Source organism: Curtobacterium sp. Csp1, from assembly GCF_013347185.1.
On record NZ_CP054594.1, the window covers coordinates 996,846 to 1,021,875 of the forward strand.

19 protein-coding genes and 1 tRNA gene are annotated in these 25,030 nt (G+C 70.4%); 11 read left to right on the forward strand and 9 right to left on the reverse strand.

Translation table 11 applies throughout. The features are described 5' to 3' along the window. Positions 1–64: 64 nt before the first annotated feature. Positions 65–140: transfer RNA gene (locus HUN58_RS04955), tRNA-Lys, on the reverse strand. 56 nt (positions 141–196) lie between these two features. Next, on the reverse strand, positions 197–358 hold the full coding sequence (locus tag HUN58_RS04960) for a hypothetical protein (RefSeq protein WP_167510153.1): 162 nt from the start codon (positions 356–358) through the stop codon (positions 197–199). Between the two features lie 127 nt (positions 359–485). Between HUN58_RS04960 and HUN58_RS04965 the strand changes: the two genes are divergently transcribed. The 3 genes from HUN58_RS04965 (at position 486) to HUN58_RS04975 (ending at position 3,150) form a co-directional block, all read left to right on the forward strand. After that, positions 486–1,115, forward strand: a complete 630-nt coding sequence (locus HUN58_RS04965) for a DNA-directed RNA polymerase subunit beta (protein ID WP_114849555.1) — start codon at positions 486–488, stop codon at positions 1,113–1,115. Between the two features lie 542 nt (positions 1,116–1,657). After that, entirely contained in the window at positions 1,658–2,257 is a 600-nt protein-coding gene (gene sigK / locus HUN58_RS04970) for an ECF RNA polymerase sigma factor SigK (protein ID WP_114849435.1), read from the forward strand. Then, positions 2,254–3,150: an anti-sigma factor gene (locus tag HUN58_RS04975; RefSeq protein WP_180224592.1), complete on the forward strand. Its 897-nt coding sequence runs from the start codon at positions 2,254–2,256 to the stop codon at positions 3,148–3,150. The genes sigK and HUN58_RS04975 overlap by 4 nt, the downstream gene beginning before the upstream one ends. A 159-nt stretch (positions 3,151–3,309) precedes the next feature. On the opposite strand, the gene pstB is transcribed toward HUN58_RS04975, so the two are convergent. From pstB to HUN58_RS05005, 6 genes are all read right to left on the reverse strand, one after another. Beyond that, complete coding sequence (gene pstB, locus HUN58_RS04980) at positions 3,310–4,089, reverse strand: phosphate ABC transporter ATP-binding protein PstB (RefSeq protein ID WP_114849437.1); 780 nt, start codon at positions 4,087–4,089, stop codon at positions 3,310–3,312. 50 nt (positions 4,090–4,139) lie between these two features. Next, on the reverse strand, positions 4,140–5,225 hold the full coding sequence (gene pstA, locus HUN58_RS04985; RefSeq protein ID WP_180224593.1) for a phosphate ABC transporter permease PstA: 1,086 nt from the start codon (positions 5,223–5,225) through the stop codon (positions 4,140–4,142). Positions 5,226–5,238: 13 nt separating this feature from the next. Further along, positions 5,239–6,186, reverse strand: coding sequence for a phosphate ABC transporter permease subunit PstC (pstC, locus tag HUN58_RS04990; RefSeq protein WP_058740965.1), 948 nt, complete (start codon positions 6,184–6,186; stop codon positions 5,239–5,241). A 126-nt stretch (positions 6,187–6,312) separates the two neighbouring features. Next, on the reverse strand, positions 6,313–7,425 hold the full coding sequence (locus HUN58_RS04995; RefSeq protein ID WP_174777422.1) for a phosphate ABC transporter substrate-binding protein PstS: 1,113 nt from the start codon (positions 7,423–7,425) through the stop codon (positions 6,313–6,315). A gap of 303 nt (positions 7,426–7,728) precedes the next feature. Continuing rightward, on the reverse strand, positions 7,729–8,676 hold the full coding sequence (locus HUN58_RS05000; protein WP_174777423.1) for an NUDIX domain-containing protein: 948 nt from the start codon (positions 8,674–8,676) through the stop codon (positions 7,729–7,731). After that, positions 8,673–10,838 (reverse strand): RNA degradosome polyphosphate kinase, encoded by a 2,166-nt coding sequence (locus HUN58_RS05005; protein ID WP_180224594.1) that lies wholly within the window; start codon positions 10,836–10,838, stop codon positions 8,673–8,675. The genes HUN58_RS05000 and HUN58_RS05005 overlap by 4 nt, the downstream gene beginning before the upstream one ends. Before the next feature lie 263 nt (positions 10,839–11,101). On the opposite strand from HUN58_RS05005, the gene HUN58_RS05010 reads away from it, so the two are divergent. The 6 genes from HUN58_RS05010 to HUN58_RS05035 all read left to right on the forward strand — a co-directional run bounded on the left by HUN58_RS05010 (position 11,102) and on the right by HUN58_RS05035 (position 18,875). Then, positions 11,102–11,383 carry a hypothetical protein gene (locus tag HUN58_RS05010; RefSeq protein WP_058740961.1) on the forward strand — a complete coding sequence of 94 codons (282 nt, stop codon included), beginning with the start codon at positions 11,102–11,104 and terminating at the stop codon, positions 11,381–11,383. Positions 11,384–11,512: 129 nt separating this feature from the next. Then, entirely contained in the window at positions 11,513–16,813 is a 5,301-nt protein-coding gene (locus HUN58_RS05015; protein ID WP_180224595.1) for a DUF6531 domain-containing protein, read from the forward strand. 23 nt (positions 16,814–16,836) lie between these two features. After that, the gene (locus HUN58_RS05020; RefSeq protein WP_144804009.1) at positions 16,837–17,268 is read left to right on the forward strand and encodes a hypothetical protein; all 432 of its coding nucleotides are present in this window, start codon (positions 16,837–16,839) and stop codon (positions 17,266–17,268) included. A 114-nt stretch (positions 17,269–17,382) separates the two neighbouring features. Beyond that, complete coding sequence (locus HUN58_RS05025; protein ID WP_180224596.1) at positions 17,383–17,835, forward strand: hypothetical protein; 453 nt, start codon at positions 17,383–17,385, stop codon at positions 17,833–17,835. Between the two features lie 289 nt (positions 17,836–18,124). Continuing rightward, positions 18,125–18,592, forward strand: a complete 468-nt coding sequence (locus HUN58_RS05030; RefSeq protein ID WP_180224597.1) for a hypothetical protein — start codon at positions 18,125–18,127, stop codon at positions 18,590–18,592. Then, positions 18,585–18,875 (forward strand): hypothetical protein, encoded by a 291-nt coding sequence (locus HUN58_RS05035; RefSeq protein ID WP_180224598.1) that lies wholly within the window; start codon positions 18,585–18,587, stop codon positions 18,873–18,875. The genes HUN58_RS05030 and HUN58_RS05035 overlap by 8 nt, the downstream gene beginning before the upstream one ends. A gap of 634 nt (positions 18,876–19,509) precedes the next feature. Here HUN58_RS05035 and HUN58_RS05040 read toward each other — a convergent pair. Then, entirely contained in the window at positions 19,510–20,475 is a 966-nt protein-coding gene (locus tag HUN58_RS05040) for a hypothetical protein (RefSeq protein WP_180224599.1), read from the reverse strand. A 262-nt stretch (positions 20,476–20,737) separates the two neighbouring features. Between HUN58_RS05040 and HUN58_RS05045 the strand changes: the two genes are divergently transcribed. Both HUN58_RS05045 and HUN58_RS05050 read left to right on the forward strand, forming a co-directional pair. Further along, positions 20,738–23,494 carry a hypothetical protein gene (locus HUN58_RS05045; protein WP_180224600.1) on the forward strand — a complete coding sequence of 919 codons (2,757 nt, stop codon included), beginning with the start codon at positions 20,738–20,740 and terminating at the stop codon, positions 23,492–23,494. Then, the gene (locus tag HUN58_RS05050) at positions 23,491–24,945 is read left to right on the forward strand and encodes a hypothetical protein (RefSeq protein ID WP_180224601.1); all 1,455 of its coding nucleotides are present in this window, start codon (positions 23,491–23,493) and stop codon (positions 24,943–24,945) included. The genes HUN58_RS05045 and HUN58_RS05050 overlap by 4 nt, the downstream gene beginning before the upstream one ends. The last annotated feature ends 85 nt before the right edge of the window (positions 24,946–25,030 follow it).

Genomic DNA, 25,030 nt, shown 5'->3' on the forward strand with positions numbered 1-25,030 from the left:
GCACGGTGGGCCCCGTGGGGCTCGAACCCACGACCCTCGGATGAAAAGGCGGGGTCCAGGAGGGTGGTGGGCCCCGTGGGGCTCGAACCCACGACCCTCGGATTAAAAGTCCGGTGCTCTACCGACTGAGCTAGAGGCCCTCACCCGCAAGGCTAGCGCGTGAGGACCCCCTGCTCGGGAACGGACGGCGGACCGGTCAGCTGCGCCGACCGGTCAGGGTGCGCAGCAGCCACAGGACCAGCGCGACGACGAACAGGACGATGCCCACCCAGAGCAGGAACTTCAGGCTCGCGGTGAAGCCACCGACGAACAGCAGGATGACCGCGATCACGGCCAGGATGACGAGCAGGGCGTTCATGGATGGTCCTCTTTCCGACGTCCGACCAGGGGTACCTCCCCGCCGGAGCAAGGTACGCCGATCGACCCGGTTGCGTTCAGGGCGAACGGCACTCGTGGGCGTCACCGGCCGCGCCTACACTCTCCGGGTGCCTCGCGATCACCACCGTCCCGTCCACTTCACCGACCAGGAGTTCGCCGCGATCCAGGGCGGTGACGACCCGGCCGTGGTGAACCGCGTCGCGCACGAGACCGCGAACGCGCTGCTGCACCGTGTGCGGCAGGACCCGGACCCGGCGGTCGTCGAGCGCCTCGTGACCTACACGGATGTGCACGGCATCGACGCGATCGCGGAGCTGTGGGCACGGGTGGGCGCACACACCCTGCCGGGGGCGCTCTGGCGGATCTACCTGGTCCGCACGGTGATCCGGCAGAACCCCGAGGAGATCGCCTACTTCTTCCAGCGCGGCACGGAGCGGATCGGCACGATCGACCAAGCCGTCGCGGGTGCCGAACAGCCGACGGGCCCGGCCGAGATCCTGACCTTGGCGGACCGGATCCTGCACGGCCTGTACACGGGGGACCTCGCGGTCGCGCTCGACCGTGGTGCCGCGTTCTGCCGGCTGACGGCGGCCGGGGCGACCTCGGTGGCGGACGACGCCGACCTGACCGCCGACGACCGTTCGAGCGAGCTGACCCGGCGGGCGCTCCGCCTGACGGAGCTCGCGGCCGACCTGACCGAGGCGGCGGCGCTCTGGCGTCGCGACAGCCTGGACTGAGACCCGGCGGCACACCGACACGAGTCGCGGCGTCCGCGCCACACGGCGCCGGAACGGCCCCGGACAGCAGAAGACCGGGCCGCAGAAGCGCCTCTCGGCGCGAGGCCGCTCGAAGCGGCGAATTTTGGAGCCCGGGGCTTGCTGCGGCCCGGCGACACCGAGTCTACGAGAACCGTCCTGAGCACGAGGCCGTGTTCACTCTCGACGGACACGACCGCCACCCGGGCGTGCCCCGCACACCGGGACGGGCGACGCGTGCGCCGGAGCGGGAGCGCGACGACCGAGCGCTCCTCGAACTCCGGGCAATCCGCTCCGACGACCGCGCCGAACAGAGGGTGTGACGCTCCTCGCGGACGTCACGGCGGGGTCCGTGCGACCCGGTCCGGTACCCGCCGGTCAATTCCCTGCGGGCCGTGCGGCCCCGCTCACGAGCACGACCCGCCGCGAGGAACCCGACCAGACGACGATCCGCTCCCGCACCGGTCCCTGTGAAGCACCGGCACCGCGGGTCACGAACGCACCGAGAGGAGGCGAAACCTGCAATGCTTGCCCTCGTGGAACGCGACACGGAAGCCTGGAGCTCGGCCGAGCCCGCTCCCGCCTCGCCCGACGACATGCTCGCTCGTGTCGCCGACGGCGACCAGGCTGCCTTCTCCGAGCTGTACGACGCGCTTTCCGGACGGGTCCTCGGCCTCGTGACGCGGCTCCTCCGGGACCGTGCGCAGTCGGAAGAGGTGACGCAGGAGATCTTCCTCGAGGTGTGGCAGCAGGCTGCGCGCTTCGACCGGTCCCGGGGCACGGCGGCCAGCTGGGTCCTCACCATGGCGCACCGTCGCGCGGTCGACCGGGTCCGCGCCTCGCAGTCCTCGCACGACCGCGACACCAAGATCGGCATCCGCGACCTCGAGTCCGGGTACGACCAGGTGTCCGAATCGGTCGAGATCCGCATCGAGCACGAGCGGGTCAGCCGGGCGCTCGGCAAGCTCACCGAGTTCCAGCGCCAGGCTGTGCAGCTCGCGTACTACGGCGGCTACTCGCACAGCGAGATGGCCGAACGGCTCGGTGTCCCGATCGGCACCGTCAAGACCCGTCTCCGTGACGGGATGATCCGACTCCGAGACGAGATGGGGGTGACGTCATGACCGAACACCACGACGACCCTGCCCTGCTCACCGGGTCGCACGCACTCGACGCCCTGTCGGACGAGGAGCGCGCGCTGCTCGACCACGCCCTGACCACCTCGCCGGCACTGCAGGCCGAGACCGACTCGCTGCGCGAGACCGCGCTGCAGCTCGCGTACGCCGTCGAGCCGATCGAGCCGCCCGCGTCGCTCAAGGCCTCACTGATGGCACAGATCGCGCGGACGCCGCAGGCAGACGCCGCTGCTCCGGCAGACGGTGTCGACAGCGCGGCAGTCACCGCCGACGCACCGGTGGACGATCGGGAGGCACGACCCGCCCCCGTCACGGTCCTCGGCTCCACCGCGTCCGACTCCACGGACGCCCGGTTCGCAGGGGGCCGCGCCGCCGCCACGGCTCGCCGACGCTGGTTCCAGCGTCCGGCCGCCGCCCTCGGTGCCGCGGCTGCCGTCGCGGTCGTGTTCCTCGGTGTCGGCCTGGGCATCGGCGGTGTCGTCGGCACGGGCGAGCAGTCCGGCCCGGGCACCACGCAGGCGTCCGGCACGCTCGACTCGATCTACGCCGCGTCGGACTTCCAGCGGACCACCGCGAAGATGCCCGGCGGCGGATCGGCCACGGTCGTCTGGTCGCACGAGGTCGGCAAGTCCGCCGTGATCCTCGACGGCGTCCAGGAGGCCCCGGCGGGCAAGACCTACGAGCTCTGGTACATCGGCTCCGAGGGCACGAAGGTCGTCCCGGCCGGACTGCTCGACGGCGCCCGTGACGGTGTCCACACCGCGGTCCTCGACGGCACGCTGAGCAAGGGCGACTCGATCGGCATGACCGTCGAGCCGGCCGGCGGTTCCGACCAGCCGACCTCGGCACCGGTCATGGCCGTGCCGACCACCCAGGCCTAGCGAGCTCGCAGGCCCGACTACCTCGCACGACGGAACCCCGGGACCGAGTCCCGGGGTTCCGTCGTGACCGGCGCGACCGTTCCCAGCGCAACCGAGGAGGCCCGGTGCGCGTCCGTGGCGGACGTGCACCGGGCCTCCAGGCCGTGTGTCAGGTGGGGATCACCCGAAGCGACCCGAGACGTAGTCCTCGGTCGCCTGCACCGACGGGTTCGAGAAGATCGTCGCGGTGTCGTCGTACTCGATGAGCTTGCCGGGCGCGCCCGTGCCCGCGATGTTGAAGAACGCGGTCTTGTCGCTGACACGCGACGCCTGCTGCATGTTGTGCGTCACGATCACGATCGTGAAGTCCTTCTTGAGCTCCTCGATGAGGTCCTCGATCGCGAGCGTCGAGATCGGGTCGAGCGCCGAGCACGGCTCGTCCATCAGGAGCACGTCGGGCTGCACCGCGATCGCACGGGCGATGCAGAGCCGCTGCTGCTGCCCACCGGACAGGCCCATGCCGGGCTTCTCGAGGCGGTCCTTGACCTCGTTCCACAGGTTCGCGCCCTGCAGGGAACGCTCGACGACCTCGTCGCCCTCCGACTTCGAGATCCGCTTGTTGTTGAGCTTCACCCCGGCCAGGACGTTGTCGCGGATCGACATCGTCGGGAACGGGTTCGGGCGCTGGAACACCATGCCGACCTGGCGGCGGACGAGCACGGGGTCGACCCCGGCGCCGTAGAGGTCGTCGCCGTCGACCTTGACCGAGCCCTCGACGTACGCACCGGGGATGACCTCGTGCATGCGGTTGAGCGTGCGGAGGAAGGTGGACTTGCCGCAGCCGGACGGACCGATGAACGCGGTCACGGTGCGGGGCTCGATCGTCATGTCGACGCCCTCGACCGCCTTGAACTTCGAGTAGTAGACGTTGAGGCCGTCGACCTCGATGCGCTTGGACACGTGGTTTCCTTCGGGGTGGGTGGTCGTTGCCGCGTCGCTGCCGGGTCGGGCTAGCGGGGGAGCTTGGGAGCGAAGAGGCGGGTGATGAAGCGGGCCAGCAGGTTGAGCACCATCACGATCAGGATGAGCAGCAGCGCCGCGGTCCAGGCCCGGTCGACGAACGGCACCGGGTTGGCACCCTGCTGCGAGTACTGCGTGTACGCGAACACCGGCAGCGTCATCATCGGGTCGCGGAACAGGTCGTAGTTCATGCTCGCGGTGAACCCGGCGGTGACGAGCAACGGGGCCGTCTCGCCGATGACGCGGGCGATCGAGAGCATGACGCCCGTCGTGATGCCGGCGAGGCTCGTGGGGAGCACGACCTTGAGGATCGTCAGGTACTTCGGGACGCCGAGTGCGTACGAGGCCTCGCGGAGCTCCATCGGGACGATCTTCAGGACCTCCTCCGTGGAGCGCACGACGATCGGGATCATCAGGACGCTCAGCGCGACCGAGCCGACGAGACCGAAGCGGGCGCCGGGGCCGAGGAACAGCGCGAACAGCGAGTAGGCGAACAGACCGGCGACGATCGACGGGATGCCCGTCATGACGTCCACGAAGAACGTGATGCCGCGCGCGAGGGCGCCCTTGCCGTACTCGACCAGGTAGATCGAGGTGAGCAGGCCGATCGGGACCGAGATGAGCGCCGCGAACAGCGTGATCTCGAGCGTGCCGACCAGGGCGTGGACGGCGCCGCCGCCCTCGGAGATCACGCCGCGCATCGAGTACGAGAAGAACTGCGCGTCGAAGCGGGCCAGGCCGTCCGCCAGGACCGTCCAGAGCAGCGACACGAGCGGCAGCACCGCGATCACGAAGGCCGTGACGACGAGCGAGGTGATGAGCCGGTCGACGGCCTGTCGACCACCCTCGACGATGCGGGAGACGACGACGATGAGCACGTCGAACAGGACCGTGCCGAGGAACAGCGCCGCGACGACGTTGAAGTCCTTGACGGCGCCGCCGGCGTTGAGGAGCGCGAAGACCAGGATCAGGGCGACCCAGGAGCCGACGAGCAGGAGCCACGGGACCGACTTGTGCAGCTTCCCGTTGGCGTAGACGTTGCCGGCCATGCCGGACTGACGGAGGGCGAGGGACATCGGGCGTGACCTCTCAGGAGACCCGCTTGCGCACGATGTAGCGCGCCAGCATGTTGATGACCAGGGTGATGACGAAGAGGATCAGGCCGGACGCGATGAGCGCGTTCAGGGCCGTACCCGAGGCCTCGGCGAACTGCAGCGCGATGTTCGCGGCGATCGTCGAGGGGTTCAGCGAGGTCAGCATCTGGAAGGTGACGTTCGTCGAGACGGAGAGCACGAGGGCGATCGCCATCGTCTCGCCGAGGGCGCGGCCGAGGCCGAGCATGATCGCCGAGACGATGCCGGACTTCGCGAACGGCAGTACCGACAGGCGGATCATCTCCCAGCGCGTGGCGCCGAGGGCCAGGGCGGCCTCCTCGTTGAGGCGCGGCGCCTGCAGGAAGATCTCGCGCATCACGGCGGTCATGATCGGGATCGCCATGACGGCGAGCACGATCGAAGCGGTCAGGATCGTGCGGCCGGTGCCGGACACCTGGCCGGAGAACAGCGGGAACCAGCCGAGGTACTCGTTGAGGAACGCGTAGAAGGGCTTCACGAACGGCGCCAGCACGACGATGCCCCACAGGCCGTAGACGACCGAGGGGACCGCGGCGAGCAGGTCGATGACGTAGCCGAGGACCGGGGCGACCCGACGCGGCGCGTAGTGCGAGATGAAGAGTGCGATGCCGAGCGCGAGCGGCACGGAGATCACGAGCGCGATGAGCGCGGACCAGACGGTGCCGAAGACGAGCGGACCGACGTAGTCCCAGAAGCTCGTCGCGTTGTTCGGCAGCTGGCCGACCTTGGCGCTGAAGGCGGGGATGCTCTGCCAGACCAGGAAGGCGGCGACGAGCACGAGCACGAAGAGGATCAGGCTGCCCGCGATGACGGAGGCGGCGGAGAAGACCCGGTCGCCGACGCGGACGACGGCCTTCGGCTTGGGGGAGACGGTGGCCCCTGGCTGGGCCGGTGCGGTCGTCATGGGACTCCTGTCGGAGGATCACCCGGGATCGGGGGAGCGGGGAGGTGGGGAGGTGCTGCCGTGACGGGCGAGTGCCCGGACGCCGATCGAGGTGGGTGGGATCGGCGTCCGGGCGCTCGGGGAGTGCTACTTGATGGTGGCGACGGCCTTCGCGGCCTTCTCCGCCAGGTCGGACGAGAGGGCGGCCGACTTGGCCTCCTTCGCGGCCGCGTCCTGCGCGTCCTTCGAGACGACGTAGTCCAGGTAGCCCTTCACGAGCTTGCCGGTGTCGGCGTCCTTGTACTCCTGGCAGGCGATCGCGTAGGAGACGAGGACCAGCGGCCACGCACCCTCGGCGGTGTCCTTGCGGTTGATGTTGATCGCGAGGTCGTTCTCCGAGCGGCCCGACACCGTGTCGGAGTCGGCGACGACCTTCGCAGCACCCTCGGCCGAGATCTCGGTGGCCGTGGAACCGACCATGAGCTTGGCCTTGTCGAGGTCACCCGCGCCCGAGTCGTCGATGTAGGTGATCGCGTTCGAGGCGCTCGCCATGGCCGAGGCCACACCCGAGGTGCCCTTCGCGCTGTCGCCGACCTGGTAGGGGAAGGTCTGGCTGGGGGCCTCGGTCCAGACGTCCGACGCGTTCGCGGAGACGTACTCCGAGAAGTTCTGCGTGGTGCCGGAGTCGTCCGAGCGGTGGATCACGGTGATGTTCGCGTCCGGCAGGTCGACGCCCTTGTTCAGGTCGGCGATCTCGGAGGCGTTCCACTTGGTGATCTTGCCGGAGAAGATGCCCGCGATGGTCTTCGCGTCGAGCGTCAGCTCCTTGACGCCGTCGACCTTGTAGGCGATGGCGATCGGGGAGATGTAGACCGGGATGTCGATGGCCTTCGAGTCCGCGGCGCACTTGGCGAACGAGCCCGAGAGCTCCTCGTCCTTCAGCGCGGCGTCGGAGCCGGCGAAGTCCGCGGCACCCGAGATGAAGTTCTTGCGGCCGGCGCCCGAACCGTCGGGCGAGTAGTTGACCGTGACGCCGGAGGCGACGTTCTGGAAGCCGGCGGCCCAGGTGGCCTCGGCGGTCTGCTGTGCCGACGAGCCCGAGCCGGTCAGCGTGCCCTTCAGCGACGAGTAGTCCGTGCCGGAGCTCGACGTAGCGGAGGCTCCAGCGCCCGCGCCGCCTTCGTTCGAGGCGCAGGAGGACAGCGCGACGGCGCCGACGACCGCGATCGCCGCGACCGTGCCGATTCGCTTGATGTTCACAGGGGTCCCTTCGGGAATGTCAGTGCAGGTTGGGACCGCTGCTGGTCCCGGGGGCCGGTGCTGACCCGGGAGCGACTGTAGGGACGCGAGGTGACGGGGATCACGACCGCTGGTGAACGGGAGGTGAACGAGGGGTTGTGTCCGACGGGGCGCCGTGCGGCGCTCGCGCGTCGGGTGCAGGATCGGGATCGGCGTGCGTGGGGTGGACGCATGCGCATGCATCGGCCTGGAGGCGCGGGGTGCGGCCGCCACGGGCGTCGCGTGGGTGGGTTGGTCGGCGCTGGTCGCTGCGCCGACTCGTCGTCAGGCCGGGACGGTGTTGCGGTGCGTCTCGACGGCCACGAGTCGGTCGCCCGCGATGTGCATCACGGCGAAGTCGCCGACCGACAGCATCGCGGCACGGCGGAGGTCGAACCGACGGTCCTCGCCGGCGGTCGACGCGGCGATGCGCGCGATGATGTCCGGCAGGACGGGGCCGTGCGAGCAGAGCACGGTCGACTTCGCCTTCTCGAGGCGCCGACGCACCACGCCCTTGACGTCTGCGGCGCCGCGGTCGTGGGCGTCCTGGCTGATGTCCGGGGTCGCCGAGACGCCCACCTTCGTGCGGGCGGACAGCGGTTCCACGGTCGCGAGGCACCGGGCAGCCGTGCTGCTGACGATCTTCTTCGGCCCGAACGCCGCGACGGGTGCCGCGGCGGCCCGTGCCTGGTTCCGGCCGACGGGGAGCAGCGGCCGGGTCGCGTCGGGGCCGTCCCAGTCCGAACCCGGGACGGTCTTGGCGTGCCGGAGGGCGATGAGGGCGAACGTCCGGTGTTCGCCGGCCGCCACGCGGTCGGCGAAGCGGTCGAGGATAGCGACGTCGCGTTCGTAGGTGAGCCGCGAGCGGGCCTGGTCGATCGTGACCCACTCGATCGCGGCGACCTCGTCGTTCGGGCGGAACGTGCCGGCGCGGTCGTACTCCTTGCCGGAGACCCGGGCCGACCAGTAGTGCACGACCTTGTCGCGACCGCTCGGCAGGACGTACTCCGCGGTGCCCAGGGGAGCGCCGAGGTGCACGCGGTAGCCGGTCTCCTCCTCGATCTCGCGGACGGCCGTCGTCGGGACGCTCTCGCCCGGGTCGACCTTGCCCTTGGCGAAGGAGACGTCGTGGTGGTGGTCGCGGTGCACGAGCAGCACGAGCGGGACGCCCCGGTGCTCACGCCAGACGACCGCGCCCGCCGCGACGACGGGCCCCGTGGGGCCGCCGCTCACCGAGCCGAGCGCTTCCGGGCCGAGATCTTCCGCATGAGGACATTCTGCACGTCGTCGAGTGGGCGGCCGTCCTGGTCGGTGGAGTGCCGCGTCCACTCGCCGTCGGACTCCAGGTGCCACGAGCTCGTCGTCTCGGCCATCGCCAGGTCGAACATCTCCTGCACCTCGGCCACGTGCGCCGGGTCGGACAGGCGCACCAGGGCCTCGACACGGCGGTCGAGGTTGCGGTGCATCATGTCGGCCGAGCCGATGAAGACCACCGGGTCGCCGTCGTTGTGGAACGCGAACGCCCGCGAGTGCTCGAGGTACCGCCCCACGACGCTCCGGACGCGGATCGTCTCGCTGACGCCCTCGATGCCGGGCTTGAGCGAGCAGATGCCGCGGACCCAGACGTCGATCGGGACGCCGGCCTGGCTGGCCAGGTAGAGCGCGTCGATGACCTGCTCGTCGACCATCGAGTTGACCTTGATCCGGATGCCGGAGGGCTTGCCGGCCGCGGCGTTGTCGGCCTCGGCCTGGATCCGCTTCACCAGGCCCTTCCGCAGGTGCAGCGGCGCGACGAGGAGCCGCTTGAACTTCTTCTCGATCGCGTAGCCCGACAGCTCGTTGAACAGACGCGTGAGGTCCTTGCCGACGGTGTCGTCCGCGGTGAACAGGCCCATGTCCTCGTAGATGCGCGAGGTCTTCGGGTTGTAGTTGCCCGTCCCGATGTGGCTGTAGTGGCGGAGCGTGCCGCCCTCCTGCCGGATCACGAGCACGAGCTTCGAGTGCGTCTTGAGCCCGACCAGGCCGTACACGACGTGCACGCCGGCCTTCTCGAGCTTCCGCGCCCAGCCGATGTTGTTCTGCTCGTCGAAGCGCGCCTTGATCTCGACGAGGGCGAGGACCTGCTTGCCCGCGGCGGCCGCGTCGATCAGGGCCTCGACGATGGGGCTGTCGCCGGACGTGCGGTAGAGCGTCTGCTTGATGGCGAGGACGTTCGGGTCCGCCGCGGCTTGCTCCAGGAAGGCCTGCACGCTCGTGGCGAAGGACTCGTACGGGTGGTGCACGAGCACGTCGCGGGAGCCGATCGCGCGGAACAGATCGGGCTTGGTGTTCGGTTCGCCCGGCTGGAACTGCACCGGGGTCGTCGGCACGTGCTTGGGGTAGTGCAGGTCCGGCCGGCTGATCTTCGCGATCTCGAACAGGCCGCCGAGGTCGAGCGGAGACGGCAGTCGGTAGACCTCTTGCTCGGTGATGTCGAGCTCGCGCACGAGCAGGTCGAGGGTCACCGGGTCCATGTCCTCGGTGATCTCGAGACGGATGGGCGGACCGAAGCGGCGGCGGAGGAGCTCGCGCTCGAGTGCCTGGATGAGGTTCTCGGCCTCGTCCTCCTCGATCTCGACGTCCTCGTTCCGGGTCACGCGGAAGACGTGGTGCTCGAGGACCTCCATCCCCGGGAACAGGTCGTCGAGGTGGTTCGCGATGAGGTCCTCGAGCGGGATGAACCGCATCCGACCGCTGCCGTCGTCGGGCAGGGCGATGAAGCGCGAGAAGTTCTGCGGGACCTTGAGGCGCGCGAACTCCTGCCGCTGCGACTTCGGGTTGCGCACGCGCACCGCGAGGTTGAGCGACAGCCCGGAGATGTAGGGGAAGGGGTGCGCCGGGTCGACCGCGAGCGGCATGAGCACCGGGAAGATCTGCTCGTTGAAGTACTCGCGCATGCGGAGCCGGTCGGCCTCGTCGAGGTCGGACCAGTGCTCGACGTGGATGCCCGCGGCGTCCAGGTCCGGCTTGAGCGAGTTGATGAACGCGTCGGCGTGCCGGTCCTGCAGCTCGTGCGCCTTCTTGGCGATGTCCCGCAGCACGTCGCTCGGCGCACGCCCGACGTTCGTCGGTACGGCGATGCCGGTGTCGATGCGACGCTTCAGGCCGGCGACCCGGACCATGAAGAACTCGTCGAGGTTGGACGCGAAGATCGCCAGGAAGTTCGCCCGTTCGAGCAGGGGCTGCGTCCGGTCCTCGCCCAGCTCGAGCACGCGCTGGTTGAACCGGAGCCAGCTGAGCTCGCGATCGAAGTAGCGGTCCGACGGCAGCGACTCGTGCTCGATCTCGACGACCTCGTCGAAGTCGTCGAGGTCGGGAGCGACGGAGTCGCCGTCGAGCTGCGGTTCGGTGTCCATGTCGCCATCCTGCCACCCGGGGTCTCCGCGGGGGAGCGGGGCGGTGGACGCTGGGGAAACCAGGCGTGAACGACGGCCCTGTGGAGGAGCGTCGGGAACGCTCCAGCGAGTGAGCATCGCTCGACCCTCGAACTGGGGGAGGAAACGTCACGAAATACGAACGGTGACATTGTCGGGTGTTCGTGGGTATGGTGGGCCGCGTCAGAGCCTCCGGGGGGATTCCACTGCGCGGGGGTGCAGCTACGAAACGAAAGAGGTTCACCATGTCGCGTGTGCTCTCCACCGAGCAGGCCAAGTCCGCCATCCGCCAGATCCAGTCGATCGTGAACGGTGGGTTCACCGACCAGATCTCGCAGCTCGACGCCCAGGGCCGCATCCTGTCGGACTCGAACGTCTGGGACGGCCCGCTCGCCTCGACGTTCCGCGGTTCGACCTGGCCCGAGACGAAGGCGGCGCTGGACAAGGCCAAGACCGAGCTCGAGCAGCTCCGCACCCAGCTCGACAAGATCTCGCAGGACATCTTCACCGCGGGCGGCGGCGCGTAGCCACCACCCGACGCCCGGTCCGCCACCTCGGCGGACCGGGCGTCCGCGGTCCGGGGTGGGCCGCGGACGGAGCTCGATCTGCTCCACCAGCACAGCACGACCAGCACGATCACCATCGGGGGACGGATCATGGGCGACCTGCACGGCAACGAACCGGTCGAGTTCGACAACGGCACGGCCGACGCGCTGAGTCAGGCGCTGAACGGCGCGGCGGAGTCGATCGAGGGGCAGGCCGGCAGCCGCCAGTCGTACGTCAGCACCGCCGCCCAGGAGTTCCGCGGCCACTTCTCCGAGCTCTTCGCCGCGAACGCCCAGACCGCCAGGAGCGACGGCTCCGCCATCGCCGCGAACCTGCGCACCGTGGCCGGCTGGGTCGGCAAGATGCAGGCCGCCGCCGAGCGCGAGAACGCCCGACGCAAGACCGCCCGCGACTGGTACGAGCACCACGAGAACCGCTGGGTCGGCGAGGTCGTCGCGGACTGGGTCACCGGCAACGACCAGCCGCCGGAGGTCCACCACGAGGACCCGCCCCGGTTCGCCGACGCGACCGGCCCCGCGACCCCGCGACAGACCCCGTCGCCCGGCTCCGGTGGCGGTGGTGGCGGGGGCACGTCCTCCGCCCGACCGGCCGACCTCCGCTCGTTCGCCGACGGCAGCCGGGGACTCGACCAGGCCCTCGAGGGCAAGCCCGCGATGCTCCGCGGCAAGCTCGCCGACTTCGCGGACCGCTGCTCCTGGGGGCGGATCGACGCCACCGGGCTCGTCAGCGCGTTCGACCAGTGGTTGCAGGCGAACGGCCAGGACGTGACGTGGGCCACCACGATCGCCGACGCCTTCGCCGCTGCCGGTGGCGAAGGCGCGGTGTCGAGCGTCGCGGACTCGGCGCTCGCCGCAGCGCTGCAGGCGGCGGGCGTCTCGGCGACCCGGTCCGACGTGCAGTTCGACCCGCCCTCCGCCTACGGCGCCCAGCCGACCACCGGGTACTCGATGGATCCGGTGAACACGACGACCGGGAACTTCGTCGAACCGGAGACCGACCTCGGCTTCACCGGCGCGAGCGCGTCGCTCGCCCTCACCCGCATGTACAACTCGCTCGACGAGCACGTCGGGCTCTTCGGCCCCGGTTGGGCCTCGGTCCTCGAGACCCGACTCGAACTCGACGACGAGGGGGCGTCCTTCGTCGGCGCGGACGGGCGGCAGATCCGGTTCCCGCGGGCCTCCGACGGCTGGGAGCGCGGCGTCGGTGAGAACCGGTGGCTCGTGGCAGAGGGCGACCAGCTCGTGGTCCGCGACAACCGTGGCGGGCGGATCGACTTCACGCCGTCGGGCGTCTGGCTGGGCGAGCGCGGCGGTCCCGGGACCGGCGTCCGGGTCGAGCGGGACGCCGACGGGCTCATCAACCGACTCGTCCACGACCGCGGACGGTCGATCGACGTCGAGTACCTGGCTGGCCGAGTCGCCGTGGCGCGGAGCTCCGACGGGCGCCGGGTCGAGTACTCGTACGACGACCGCGGGCGACTCGTCGCGGTCACCGACGCGGTGGGCACACGCCGCTACGGGTGGGACGACCACGACCTCGTGCTCACCGTCACGAGTGCCGCCGGGGTCGTCGAGGTCGAGAACACCTACGACGAGCGCCGCCGCGTCGTCGAGCAGGTGAGCCCGCACGGTCGCGCCGTCCGCTTCGCCTACCTGCCCGGTCGGGTGACCGTCGTCTCCGACCACGACGGCTCGCGGTCGAACTCCTACATCGCGGACACCAGGGGTCGGCTCGTCGGTGTGGTCGACTCCGACGACCACCGGCAGTCGATGAGCTACGACCGGCACGGGAACCTCGTCTCCGTCACCGAGCGCGACGGGTCGGTCACCGTCCACGCCTACGACGAGCGTGGGCGTCGGACCCGGACGGTCACCCCGACCGGCGGCGACCTCACGTACGGCTACGACGACCAGGACCGGACCACGACCGTCGTCGCCGAGTCCGGCGGCGTCGTCACGTTCGAGTACCGCGGCGACGACCGGGACCCGTCCGTCATCACGGACCCCGTCGGGGGCCGCACCGAGCTGACCTGGTCGGACGGCGTGCTGACGCGGGTGGTTGACCCGACCGGCGTGGTCCTCGTCCTCGAGCGCGACGAGCACGGCGAACTCGTCGCCACCACGAACGCCCTCGGCGACACGGCCCGCATCGACCGCGACGCCGCCGGGCGTCCGGCCGTGGCGACCAGCCCGTCGGGGGCCCGCACCGAGTACCGCCACGACGCCGCCGGCCTGCTGGTCGAGCGCCGTGACCCGGACGGCGCGGTCTGGCGCTTCGAGCACACCACCGGTGGACGCATCTCGGCGATCACCGATCCCCTCGGCGGGCGGACCGCGTTCGGGTACGGCCCCGACGGCGAGCTCCACGCGACCACGGACCCGCTCGGTCGCCGGGTCGTCCGCTCCTTCGACGACCAGGGCAACCTGGCGACGCTCGCCGTGCCGGGTGACGCGGTCTGGACGTTCGCGCACGACGCGTTGTCGCGCCTCCAGGCCGTCACCGACCCGACGGGCGCGACGTGGCGCCACGAGTACGACGCGAACGGCGTCCTGACCGCGACCGTCGACCCGACGGGCGTCCGTCAGGACGTGAGCCGGGACTCCACCGCCGGTGTCGCGACGCTGCGCGACGCGTTCTCGACGACGACCGTGCGCTTCGACGCGTTCGGGCGCCCCGTCGAGTCGACCAGTCCGGGCGCCGGATCCGAACTCGTCACCTACGACGCGGCCGGACGCCCGGTGGAGCTCGTCGACGGAGAAGGTGGGCTGACGCGGATCGAGCGTGACCTCGCTGGCCGCGTCACCGCGGTCATCGCGCCGTCCGGCGCGCGCACGTCGTACGAGTACGACGCCTGCGGGCGGCCGTCGGCCGCCGTGGACGCCACCGGTGCGCGCACCACGCTGACCTACGACGCCGACTCCCGGGTCGTCGCGCGGACACTCCCCACCGGCGAGGTCGCCCGGACCGCGTACGACCCGGTGGGGCGCGTGGTCGAGCAGACGACACCCGGAGCGGGGACGAGCCGGTTCCGTTGGGACACGGCCGGGAGGCTCGTCTCGGCCCACGACGCACGCTTCGGTCGGCGTCGGTTCCGCTACGACGTCGCGGGGCAGGTCACCGAGGTGGTCGACGGGCTCGGCGGGATCACCCGCCACGAGTACGACGAGCGCGGTCGGATGGTCGCGACGACCGACCCGGCCGGGGGCGTCACCCGGCGCGAGTACGACGACGCCGACCGCCTCGTCGCGGTCACCGATCCGCTCGGCCGGCGCACCAGCGTCCGTCGTGACGCGGCGGGCCGGCGGGTCGAGCAGACCGACCCGGACGGGCGGACGACCGCCTGGACGTACGACGCAGCGGGGCGTGAGCACCAGGTGCTCGTCGACGGTCAGGTGCAGACCGAGGTGGACCGTGACCCGGTCGCCCGGACCGTCGTCGTCACCGACCACACGCGGGGCGCTGGTCGCGCCGTCGACCACGAGCTCGAGTACGACCGACGCGGGCTCCTCGTCCGCCGCAGTCGCGGTGGGGCCGCGATCCGGTGGGAGTACGACGCCGACGGGCACCGGGTCGCCCGGGTCGACCCGTCCGGCCGCCGGACCACGTGGGTCCGCGACGCGGTCGGTCGGACGACCGCGCTCGAGCGCGACGGGCTCGGAGCCGCGACCTTCCGACACGACGCCGCGGGTCGGATCGTCGAGGCGGTCACCGGCGACCTCGTGCAGTCGTGGTCGTACGAGCGCGGCGTCCTCGTCGCGCACACCGCGACCTCGCCCGAGGGCCTCACGACGACCCGCACCGAACGGGACGCCGACGGCCGCATCACCGCCGTCGACGGCCCGGACGGGCGGGTGGAGCACCGCTACGACGACGCCGGCCAGCTCGTCGCCGCCGGTGACGCACGCTGGGAGTACGAGGCCGGCCGCCTGGTCCGCCAGGTGATCGGCGGTGTCGAGACGCGCTTCTCGTACGACCTCGCCGGCGAGCTCGTCGCCTCCGAACAGGACGATGCCCGTACCGAGTACCGCTACGACGGGCTCGGTCGACGCATCCGGCGGACCGACCCCGACGGCTCGACGGTGGAGTACGCGTGGTCCGACCTCGGGACGCTCGCCGAGGTCGTCGAGCGCGACCCCGCCTACGCCGAGACCGGTCGGGTCGACGTCTGGACGGACGGCCTCGGCGAGCTGGCCGACGTCGGCGGTGCCGAGGCGTGGTGGGACTCCGCGGCGAGCGTGCCGGGGATCGTCTCGCTCGGCGGCACGAGCGTCCTGGACCTGCCGGGCGGGGTCGTCGCGATCGACGATGCCTGGACGACCGCGGGGTGGCGCAGCGCGCGGGCGACCGCTGCCGACGACCCGTGGGCGGTGCTCGCTGCGGTCGGCGGTTCGGGGCTCCCCGCAGGCGTCGGGCTCACCGCGGACGGTGGCGTGTCGATCGCTGGACTCGAGTGGCTCGGAGCGCGGGTGTACGACCCCGTGGCGCGGGGCTTCCTGTCGACCGACCCGCTCGCGCCCGTGCTCGGGGCGGCGTGGGCGGCGAACCCGTACTCCTACGCCGGGAACGACCCTGTGCATGCGGTGGACCCGCTCGGGCTGCGGCCGGCGACGGATGCGGACCTGCAGGCGTACCGGGATGCGAACCAGGGTGCGCTCGCGAACCTGCGGGACTGGGCTGACGAGAACTCCGAGGTCATCTCGAACATCGCCATCGGCGTCGGAGTGGTACTCGCCGTGGGCGCGATGTTCACTCCGCTCGGGCCGGTCGTCGCACTGGCCGTGGCTGCTGGCTCGGGAGCAGCGCTCGCGGGCGGCCTGTCGATCAAGAAGAACCGCGGCGACGACGGGCACGTCGACTGGGGCAAGGTCGGCCTCGACACGCTGATCGGCGGAGCAGCAGGTGCCGCAGGCGGAGGCGCCGCGATCGGCCTCGCGAAGGCCGCCCCGGCCGCTTCAGTCGCATTCGGGTCGGGAGCACGCGGGGTTGCTTCGCAGGTGTTCTCTTCGGCTGGCCGGGGCGCCATCGCCTCCGGCACTTCGGGCGCGGTCAACAACATCGGCGACTACGCGGTGAACGACGAGATCCGCGACAAGAACCTGCTCGGATTCGCCACAGCTGGCGCGACAGGCTTCGGGACCGGCGCAGCATCGAGTCTCGCGGTGGGTCGGGCCGCAGGGCCTCTTGCCGAGGGGCTCGGCGTCACCTCGCCGCTCGGCAAGGAGACTGTCGGCAACCTCGTGTCGATGGGCGTCGGCGGGATCAGCGCCACCGTCAACGAGGCAATTCGCCCAGGTGGCGACACGTCGATCGAGAACCTGGTCCAGACCTTCGGTACGGGCGCGGCGCAAGGTGGGGACGGTCCCACAGTCGGTGTTCATCGGAGATGGTGAGCGCAAGGAGGTACGTTCCGAACATGGCCGATGGGAAACCAGTCGTGACGCGAAGGAAACGAGTAGTCGCGATCGCCATCCTGTTGCTCGTCATCGTCATCCCGGCCCTGTTGTTCTTCGTCATCCCGCTCGGTATGAAGGTCTACGACGACGGTCATCGGATGTCGGTCTCTTGTGGGATCCGAAGCGCAACCACCGGTTCGGAGTCGAGCGGGTCCCTCAAGGGCGGCGGAGCGTCGGGGTCACAGGTGGTCGTCGTGACCGATCAATGCGGCAAGATCCTGCTGCAGGACGGAGTCAATCGGTTCAACGCTGACAGGATCGCTGGAGAGCTCTCCGGTGCTGATCGCGTTCGGTTCACTGTCGGCGCCGCGTCGTACGACATGCGCGCGGTGACCGCTGTGTTCGGGGTGTCGCCGACTGCGTACGCCTACGAGGTCGAACCACGCGGGTGAGTCCGCCGGACAGGGACATCCCATCAGCTCTCGGTCGACGTGGAGTGGCGTCAGCGGGGAGCCGAAGGTCCGGATGTCGTCCCTGCGGGCGGCGCGCACAGAGGGTGAGGAACCATGCCCAGCAACATGGCCGCGACGAAGAGCAGCGCTGACAAGAAGACGCCAGGTCAGATTGCGCGGGACCGGCTGATCGCAGTCCTCATCCTTCTCGGCGTGGTCGGGGTGCCGGTGATGGTATTCGGCTTCGGTCCGACCATCCTCGGTACATACGATGATGGGCACTCGATCGACGTGACGTGCCGTGTCGACTCCGCTGTCGGTGAGATCTCATCCTCGCGCTCGACGAAGGGCGCTGGTGGAGCGGAGGCGCAGGTCGCGTTCAAGACCTCCTGTGGGAATCTGCTGTACCAGGACGGCGTCACGCGCGCGAACATGACCCGCATCGCGGGGGAAGTCGTAGCGGGCGAACGCTACCGCTTCTCGGTCGGTGGCGGCTCGTTCGAACTACGTGGATTCCTGAAGTTCTTCAAGATTGCTCCCGTCGTTGGTTCCTTTTTCCGAGCGTGAGGTGAACCTTGAAGTGAACTGGAAGCAGGTCGGGGTGGACGCATCAATAGTCAGCGGAGTCAGCGGAGTCAGCGGAGTCGGCGTCATCGCGGCGGCGGGCCTGTCCGCGCTCGCTTCCCTCGACGGGAGAGCTGCAAATTCTGTTGTCCGGCGAATTTGTCCGACGGTCTTCTCGTCAACAGGAAGAGCTGCCTCGGCATCGGTGGCTTCCGGCGCAAATACCGGTGCCGTCGACTACGGCATGAACTCCGATGGGTAGCCGAATGCCATTGATGGCCATGTTCAGTCCGTGGCCCAGGGATTCGGGACTGGCGTGCGCTTGCGTGTGAGCGAGAGCGAGGGCACAGGAGCACCGTCAAGAGGATCGATGCGCGCAAGAAGGATCATCTTCGGATCCTGGTTGCTAGGGGCAGCCCTCGTCATCTTGGTGATTCTCGTGGCTCCGATCACTCTGAAGGCCTACGATTCTTCACAACCGATCACGGTGCATTGCCTGGTGCGTTCGGCGATATCGGGTGATGGTTCGTCTCGATCGGTCCGAGGGGTAGGGGCTACCTACAATCAAGTACGCATCGACTCCCCTGATTGTGGAACGCTGTTCATCCGAAGACACGTGACCTCAGGCAATGCGCTGAAGATTGCAGCACGATTCCAATCCGGGCGTGAATACGAGTTCGTCGTTGGTGCGGCATCTTATCGTTTCAGAGATCAGCTTCGGATGATCAATCAGTCCATCGAAGTTCAGCCCCATGACTGAGCCCGGACACGTCCTACGTCACGACGTCCCATTGGTCGAAGATGACCAGGTACGGCTAGCGGTGCTCGCCTCGGAAAGAGCCCTGGTGCACGGCGCGGTCGCTGATCGTGAGGTCCCGCTCCAGGACGGAGTCAATCGGTTCAACGCTGACAGGATCGCTGAAGAGCTCTCCGCTGCTGATCGCGTTCGGTTCACCGTTGGCGCCGTTTCGTACGACATGCGCGCGCTGACCGCAGTGTTCGGGGTGTCGCCGACTGCGTACGCCTACGAGGTCGAGCCGTGAGGGTGATCCTGCCGGGCAAGGAGATCTCATCGGCCCTCGGCCGTCACGGACTCTTCGATGTGGTCGTCCGACGGCTCATGACCGGCGGGGGCGAAACAGTCACGAACCCGCAGAACAACGGAGGTGGAGGATGACCCCGCGTACCCCGCGACCCCGGCCCTTGTTCATCGATGTCCTCGCGGCTCTTGGCTGTCTCGCGATCGCGTGGTGGCGGACCTCGAGCCTGGAACACCAGCCGATGCCGTTCGGACTGGTCTTGGTGTCCGTGGCCGCGGCCCTGTACGGCGTGGGGATCGGCTGGTGGGCGCGGAGCGGTTGACGACGGTCGTTCTCTGTCGTGGGACTGCTGGTGGTCGTCGTCGTGTCGTGCTGCTCGTGGGTGCGCCGCCGCAACTCGCTGGCACGCGGTGGGCGTGGCTGCTCGCCTCGTTCGCAGGGGCCTCATCGGGTCGCTCGGGAGTTCCACGGCGGGAGGAGTATCGCCGGGCCGGCAGGAACCTTGCGTGGGCAAGCCGTGATGTCCGTCCGCCCCTCGCTTCCATGAAGCGCGCAGCGTCGTTCGCGCGTCGCAAACGGTGCCCGCGCGGACCGCACCGTGCCTCCAGGCCGGTACTCGCTGGACAGCCTCCGATGGTCAGCGCGGAAGACCGCTGACCCACTTCCGGAACGTGCGGGCATCAGCGTCGCGAAGTACTGCTGTCGGTACCTCCTGCGCATCGCGGAGGAGGACGAGGCTCTCCGGCGGCAGACCAGCCACCTGTCGACCCTTGAGCGACGTCGGGTCGACGAGCGCGGGGCTCGCGAGGAACGCAAGCGGCTGCGAGTCGGACTCGGCCACCGCCTGCCGGCCGTCGACGAGCGCCCGGACGTCCGAGGTGTGCAGCACGACCACGTCCCCACCGATGAACAGTCGGATGACCGGACGCGGACGACCCCCTTGGCTGAGCGGGACGTTCGTCCAGTCGGCGCTGGCCGAGACGCCGCGCCACGGCGGGACCGGGAGGGTGTCCGGCCCGAACGCCGCGGGGGCGGGAGCGCTGTCGCGCACGACCCGCTCCTGCAGGTACGCGTCGAGTTCCGCGTACCCCCGCGCCAGTCCCATCACGTGGAACAGCCGTCGTCCGTCTGCCGAGCGCCCCTGGACCCCGCCGTACCGGTTCGCGAGCGGCGCCAGGGTGGCGATCTCGCGCAGGTCGACCCGGCGCTCCTCGTGCAGTCCCTGCCGGACCAACAGGTGGTCCTCCATCGCCAGGATCCGGGTCCGCCGCATCGAGCTCGCGAGCACGATGCCGCCGGTGCCGGCGAGGACGAAGACCACCGCCACGACGACCATCGAGGGCGGTGCGCCCTCGGCGGCGAGTCCGATCACCACGACGCCCAACAGCCCGCCGACGAAGAGCAGCACGATCGCGAGGACGCTGATCACCAGCCACTGCCAACGGCGCAAGCGCACGGTGACGAGCGCGCCGCCCTCGGTCGGCAGCTTCTCGCCGCGGGCTCGCCGACGCCGGTCGCTCCGACGCGTCGCGCTCGTCACGCCCCACGTGATGCCGATCGCCGCGACGAACGCGATGCCGACGGACACGACTGATATCCACATGTTCGTTCCCCCTGTGATCGGATGACCAGTCAACCGCTCGTGAGGGTGGACTGGTCATCCGATCGTGCAACTCCGAGCGCTTGGAGCACTCGGCGTTCCCCCCATCAACGAAGTGCAGAGTATCAATTCCACGGGATGCGTCAAGCTGGGGTTCGTGGCGCTGTGGCCCGAACGGGGGTGCGGTGACCTGTGGATGGACGAACCCTCACGGTATTTCAGCGACTAGCATCGGACGCGCTGTCGATTCTTGAGGGGGACGATCGTGGAACTGACGCGCGCCGGGGGAACCGGAGCACGACCGGGTGCTCGGCTGGCCGGGGTGGTCGCGGTGTCGGCCGTCGTCGCGCTGACGCTGGCCGGGTGCACCGCCGACCAACGGCAGGTCGACGATCCATCCCGGCTGCTGCAGACCGTCGACACGACGCTCACCCCGAACGGCTCGGTCCGCGCCATCTCCGACACGACGATCGCGGTCGGAGCGGACGGGTCCTCGTCGACGACCACCGACCACGACGTCGCCAAGGCGGCGGGCGACCTGCCCCTCCGCATCACGACGCAGTACACGACGACCAAGCGCTCCGGGACCGACCTGTCGGACCTCGACGGCTACTCCGGCCGGGTCGAGGTCGACCTCACGATCGAGAACCTCACGGTCCGGTCGAAGAACCTGACCTACGACGTCGCGGGGTCGTCCCGCACGACCCCCGCCCTGGTCGGGGCGCCGTTCTCCGTGGCCGCGTCGACCGTCCTGCCGGGTGTCGCGCCGGACCGCATCGTGACCCAGGGGGTCGACGGCGGTGCCGCGACCGACGGCGTGGTCAGCACGAACGCCGACGGTGACGCCGTCGTGCAGTGGGGGCGGCTCCTCGCGCCGCCGACCTCGGGTGCGAGCAGCACGCTCCACCTCGTCGCTGACGTCAAGGACTTCTCGGCCCCCGCGTTCGACGTCGCGGCCCAGCCCGGACTGACCACCGACCTGTCGACCGAGGGCGTGCTGAACGGGGCGTTCGGCTCCCAGACGGACTCGGAACTCGCGCTGCAGCGCCGGACCATCGACCTCATCGCCCAGGTGAACGAGGTCCTGGCCCGAGCCGGCGGGACCATCACCGAGGTGCGGACGAACCTCGAGTCCACCTCCCAGACGCTCGGTGTGCGCACCGCGGAACGGCTGCAGGAGAGCAGCGCGTCCCTCGCGAGCACGATGCAGTCGCTCGCGGGCGAGCTCGGCTCGCTCAACGGGGACCTGGGCGCGACGGTGCAGACGACTCAGTCGACCGTCCTGCAGCAACTCCAGCAGACGACGAGCAGCCTCGATGCGCTGCTCGGCGACACCTCCGGGACGGCGCCCGCACCGGTGCTCGACGGCCAGGGCTGCGCCGCAGCGCCGAAGACCGACGCCGTGGGTGGCAGCGTCTACGGCAACCTGTTGCGCGTCTCCTCCCAGCTCGAGGGCTACGCGCAGGCGAGCGAGCTCTGCAAGCAGCAGGTGAGCACGCAGTTGGCGGCGTCCGTCGGACCGGCCGCGCCGGATGCGACGAGCTGCGCCAGCCAGGAGGATCGTGGTTCGTTGACCTGTGCGCTCTGGGAGTCCTCGGCTGCGGTCAACAGCTCGCTGATCGGGTTGGTCAGCAAGGGGCAGGAGCTGGCGGCGCGGCTGGATCCCGACCTGTCCGACAAGGCGATCGAGCAGTCGACGGCGTTGAACGACCAGCTGCAGACCATCTCCGATGAGCTGAAGGCACTCGGGAGCGACGAGACCGGAGCCGTCGGGCAGGCACTCGACGAGCTCGATGCGCTCGTGGCGACGAGCGACCAGGCCGTGCGCCCCGTCCAGGAGTCGGTGGCGAGCATCAACGGCCGTGCCCGTGCCGCGCGCAGCGCCGTCGGAGACGCCACGGACGGCTTCCCGAGCGGGTCGATGCAGGCGCAGAACAGCGCGCTCGCCGACCGGATCTGCCAGCTCGTCGCCCTGAAGGACCTCGACCAGACCGACGCGGACGCGCTGCGCGGGTACCTGACGGCCACGCCGTGCGACGGAGCGCCCGACGGGACGACGCTCCGCCCTGGCTTCCCGTTCTCGACGCCGATGGACGAGCGGCTCACCGCCCAGTCCGAGGCCTGGGACGCGATCGTCGCCGAGACCGACCCCCGGGCCACGACCGGCCTCGGTGCCGCGGTGACCTCGCTGGCGACGGCCGTCGATGCGATCGCGCCGGGTGTGCAGAAGGTCCGCACGGCGGTCGCGCAGGACGGTGGTTCCGTCGAGGGATCGGTCCGTGAGCTGCAGGGCCTGGTGCGGAGCGCCGCCGGGTCGGGTGCGGTCGTGAACGACCAGCTCAAGCAGGTGAGCGACCAGCAGAGCGACCTCCAGGACGCCGTCCGAAAGGCGTTCAAGAAGGCGTCCGACGACTCCGGCAAGCAGGTCAAGGACCTCATCGACGAGCAGGTCCGGAACGTCAGCGGCACCGCCGGGAAGAGCCAGCAGGCCGTCGAGCAGGCGTTCGACCAGTCGATCGCCGGACTCCGCACGACCTCGAGCGAGGTCACGAGCGACTCGAAGGGCACCATCGACGAGCAGAAGGGTGCACTCGAACAGCAGAGCAGCAGCCTGGCGTCCGCGGTGGACAGCCAGACGGCCGCGAGCCTCCAGCGCATCGATGCGAGCACGAGCGCCTCGGTCCGGGACGTCCAGGGCGCCAGCACGCTGCTGACGGGTGACCTCAACCGCGTGATGCTCGACCTCGGCGACCGCAAGGTCAACGGTTCCGGCATCCTCGGCGCCATGGCGACGAGCGCCGCCAAGTCCGACTCCGCCGACTACCAGCTCGCCCTGGCGTCGCAGAACGCGGCCGGCTACGCGAACGTCCGCGCCGAGGACGTCGCCGGCATCCTGCTCCAGCAGCAGCAGTTCCGGTCGTCGCTCGACGCGGCCGCCAAGCTCCCGGCGTTCCGGCTCGACGTGCCGTCGGGCGCGACCGCCACGACGCTCTACGCCTTCCGGATCGGAGCCGACCGATGAGCCGCACGACCGAGCAACCGGCACCGGGACAGCAGCCAGCACCGGAACTGCAGTCTGCCGAACCGTCCGGCGCCGAGCAGTCCGGCGCCGAGCAGCCGGTGAACGACCGGACGACGCGACGTCGTCGGCGCACGATCCTCCTCGTCGTGCTCGCGGTCCTCGTCGTCGCCGCCGTGGTGATCGCCGTCGTCGCCGTCCGCTCCGCCGCGGACACCCCGGCCGAGGCCGTCGCTGCCACCGCGCCCGTACCGGTCCAGGTCGCCCACGTCCCCGACGGCACGAAGATCGGCGTCGTCGTGACCCTCGGCGACGGCGAGGGCTCCGAGTGGGCCGACGCCGCGCAGGGTGCCCTCGTCGCCCAGCGACGGCTGCAGCTCGGTGGCACGACGGTCCAGCTCGTGGCGCAGGACGACGCCGGTTCGACCGACGGCGCACGTGCCGCGGTCGAGACGCTCGCGGAGCAGGGGGTCGCGGGCATCGTCGTCGCGTCGTCCGGTCGCCACGTGGACGGCGCGTTCGCGGCCGCGGCGTCTGCCGGGATCCCGGTCGTCGCCCCGTACGCGACCGGCTCGGACGACGCCTGGTCGACGGCGCCCTCGACGGACTCCACGGCGTCCGCGATGCGCTCGGCACTCGGCTCCGCGAAGTCCCCGCTGCTGGTCGACCTCGGGGGCGGAGCACCCTCCGGCCTGCAGGTCGCGCACGTCGTCGACGCGGTCCGCGACGCCGACACGGCCGCGCTCGCGACCACGATCGCCGAGCGCACGGGTGTCGCCGCGCAGACCACCGACACCGCGACCGGCTCCGGCGCCGACGCCCCGGCCGTCGCGGACTCCGACGCCGTCGTGCTCAGCGGCCCGGCGGCACGACAGGGTGCTCTCGTCGCGGCGCTCCAGTCCGCGGACGTGACCGCCCCGATCGTCCTCACCGCGGACGCCACGAGCCCGACCTTCGCGGCCGCGCTGACCCAGGCCGGCGGCAGCCTGAGCGGTGGCTTCCGGACGGTCGGGGTCGAGACCGACGACGCCCGTGCCCTGCACCCGGACGCCACCGGACGGTCGATGTCCGCCTTCCTCGGCGGTCTCCGGGTCCTCGCGGACGACGTCGACGCGAAGAACCTCACCGGCGACCGGCCGTTCTCGTCCGTCGCTCCCGTCGCGGACGCCCGGAGCCACGACGCCGTCATCGCCCTGGTCCGCGCGGTCGGGACGGCCCGGAGCGACGAGCCGTCCGCGGTCGCCGACGCGCTCGCGACCCTCGACCTCTCCGGCAGTGACGGGCTCGCCGGACCCGATCTGGTGTTCCGCACGCAGGAGGCGATGCGCAGCCCGGCCTCGGTGCTCGCGTCTTCCGCGCAGGACCTCGGCCTCCGACCGGCGGCCTCGGACGACTCCGCGGACGCCAGCGGATCGCCGTCCCTCGTCTGGTTCGCCGACGACACGGAGCGCTGACCACCACCGCGAAGCGCTGACCGACCGCACGGACCGCTGACGAACCACACGAAGCGCTGACCGACGACACGAAGCGCTGACCGAC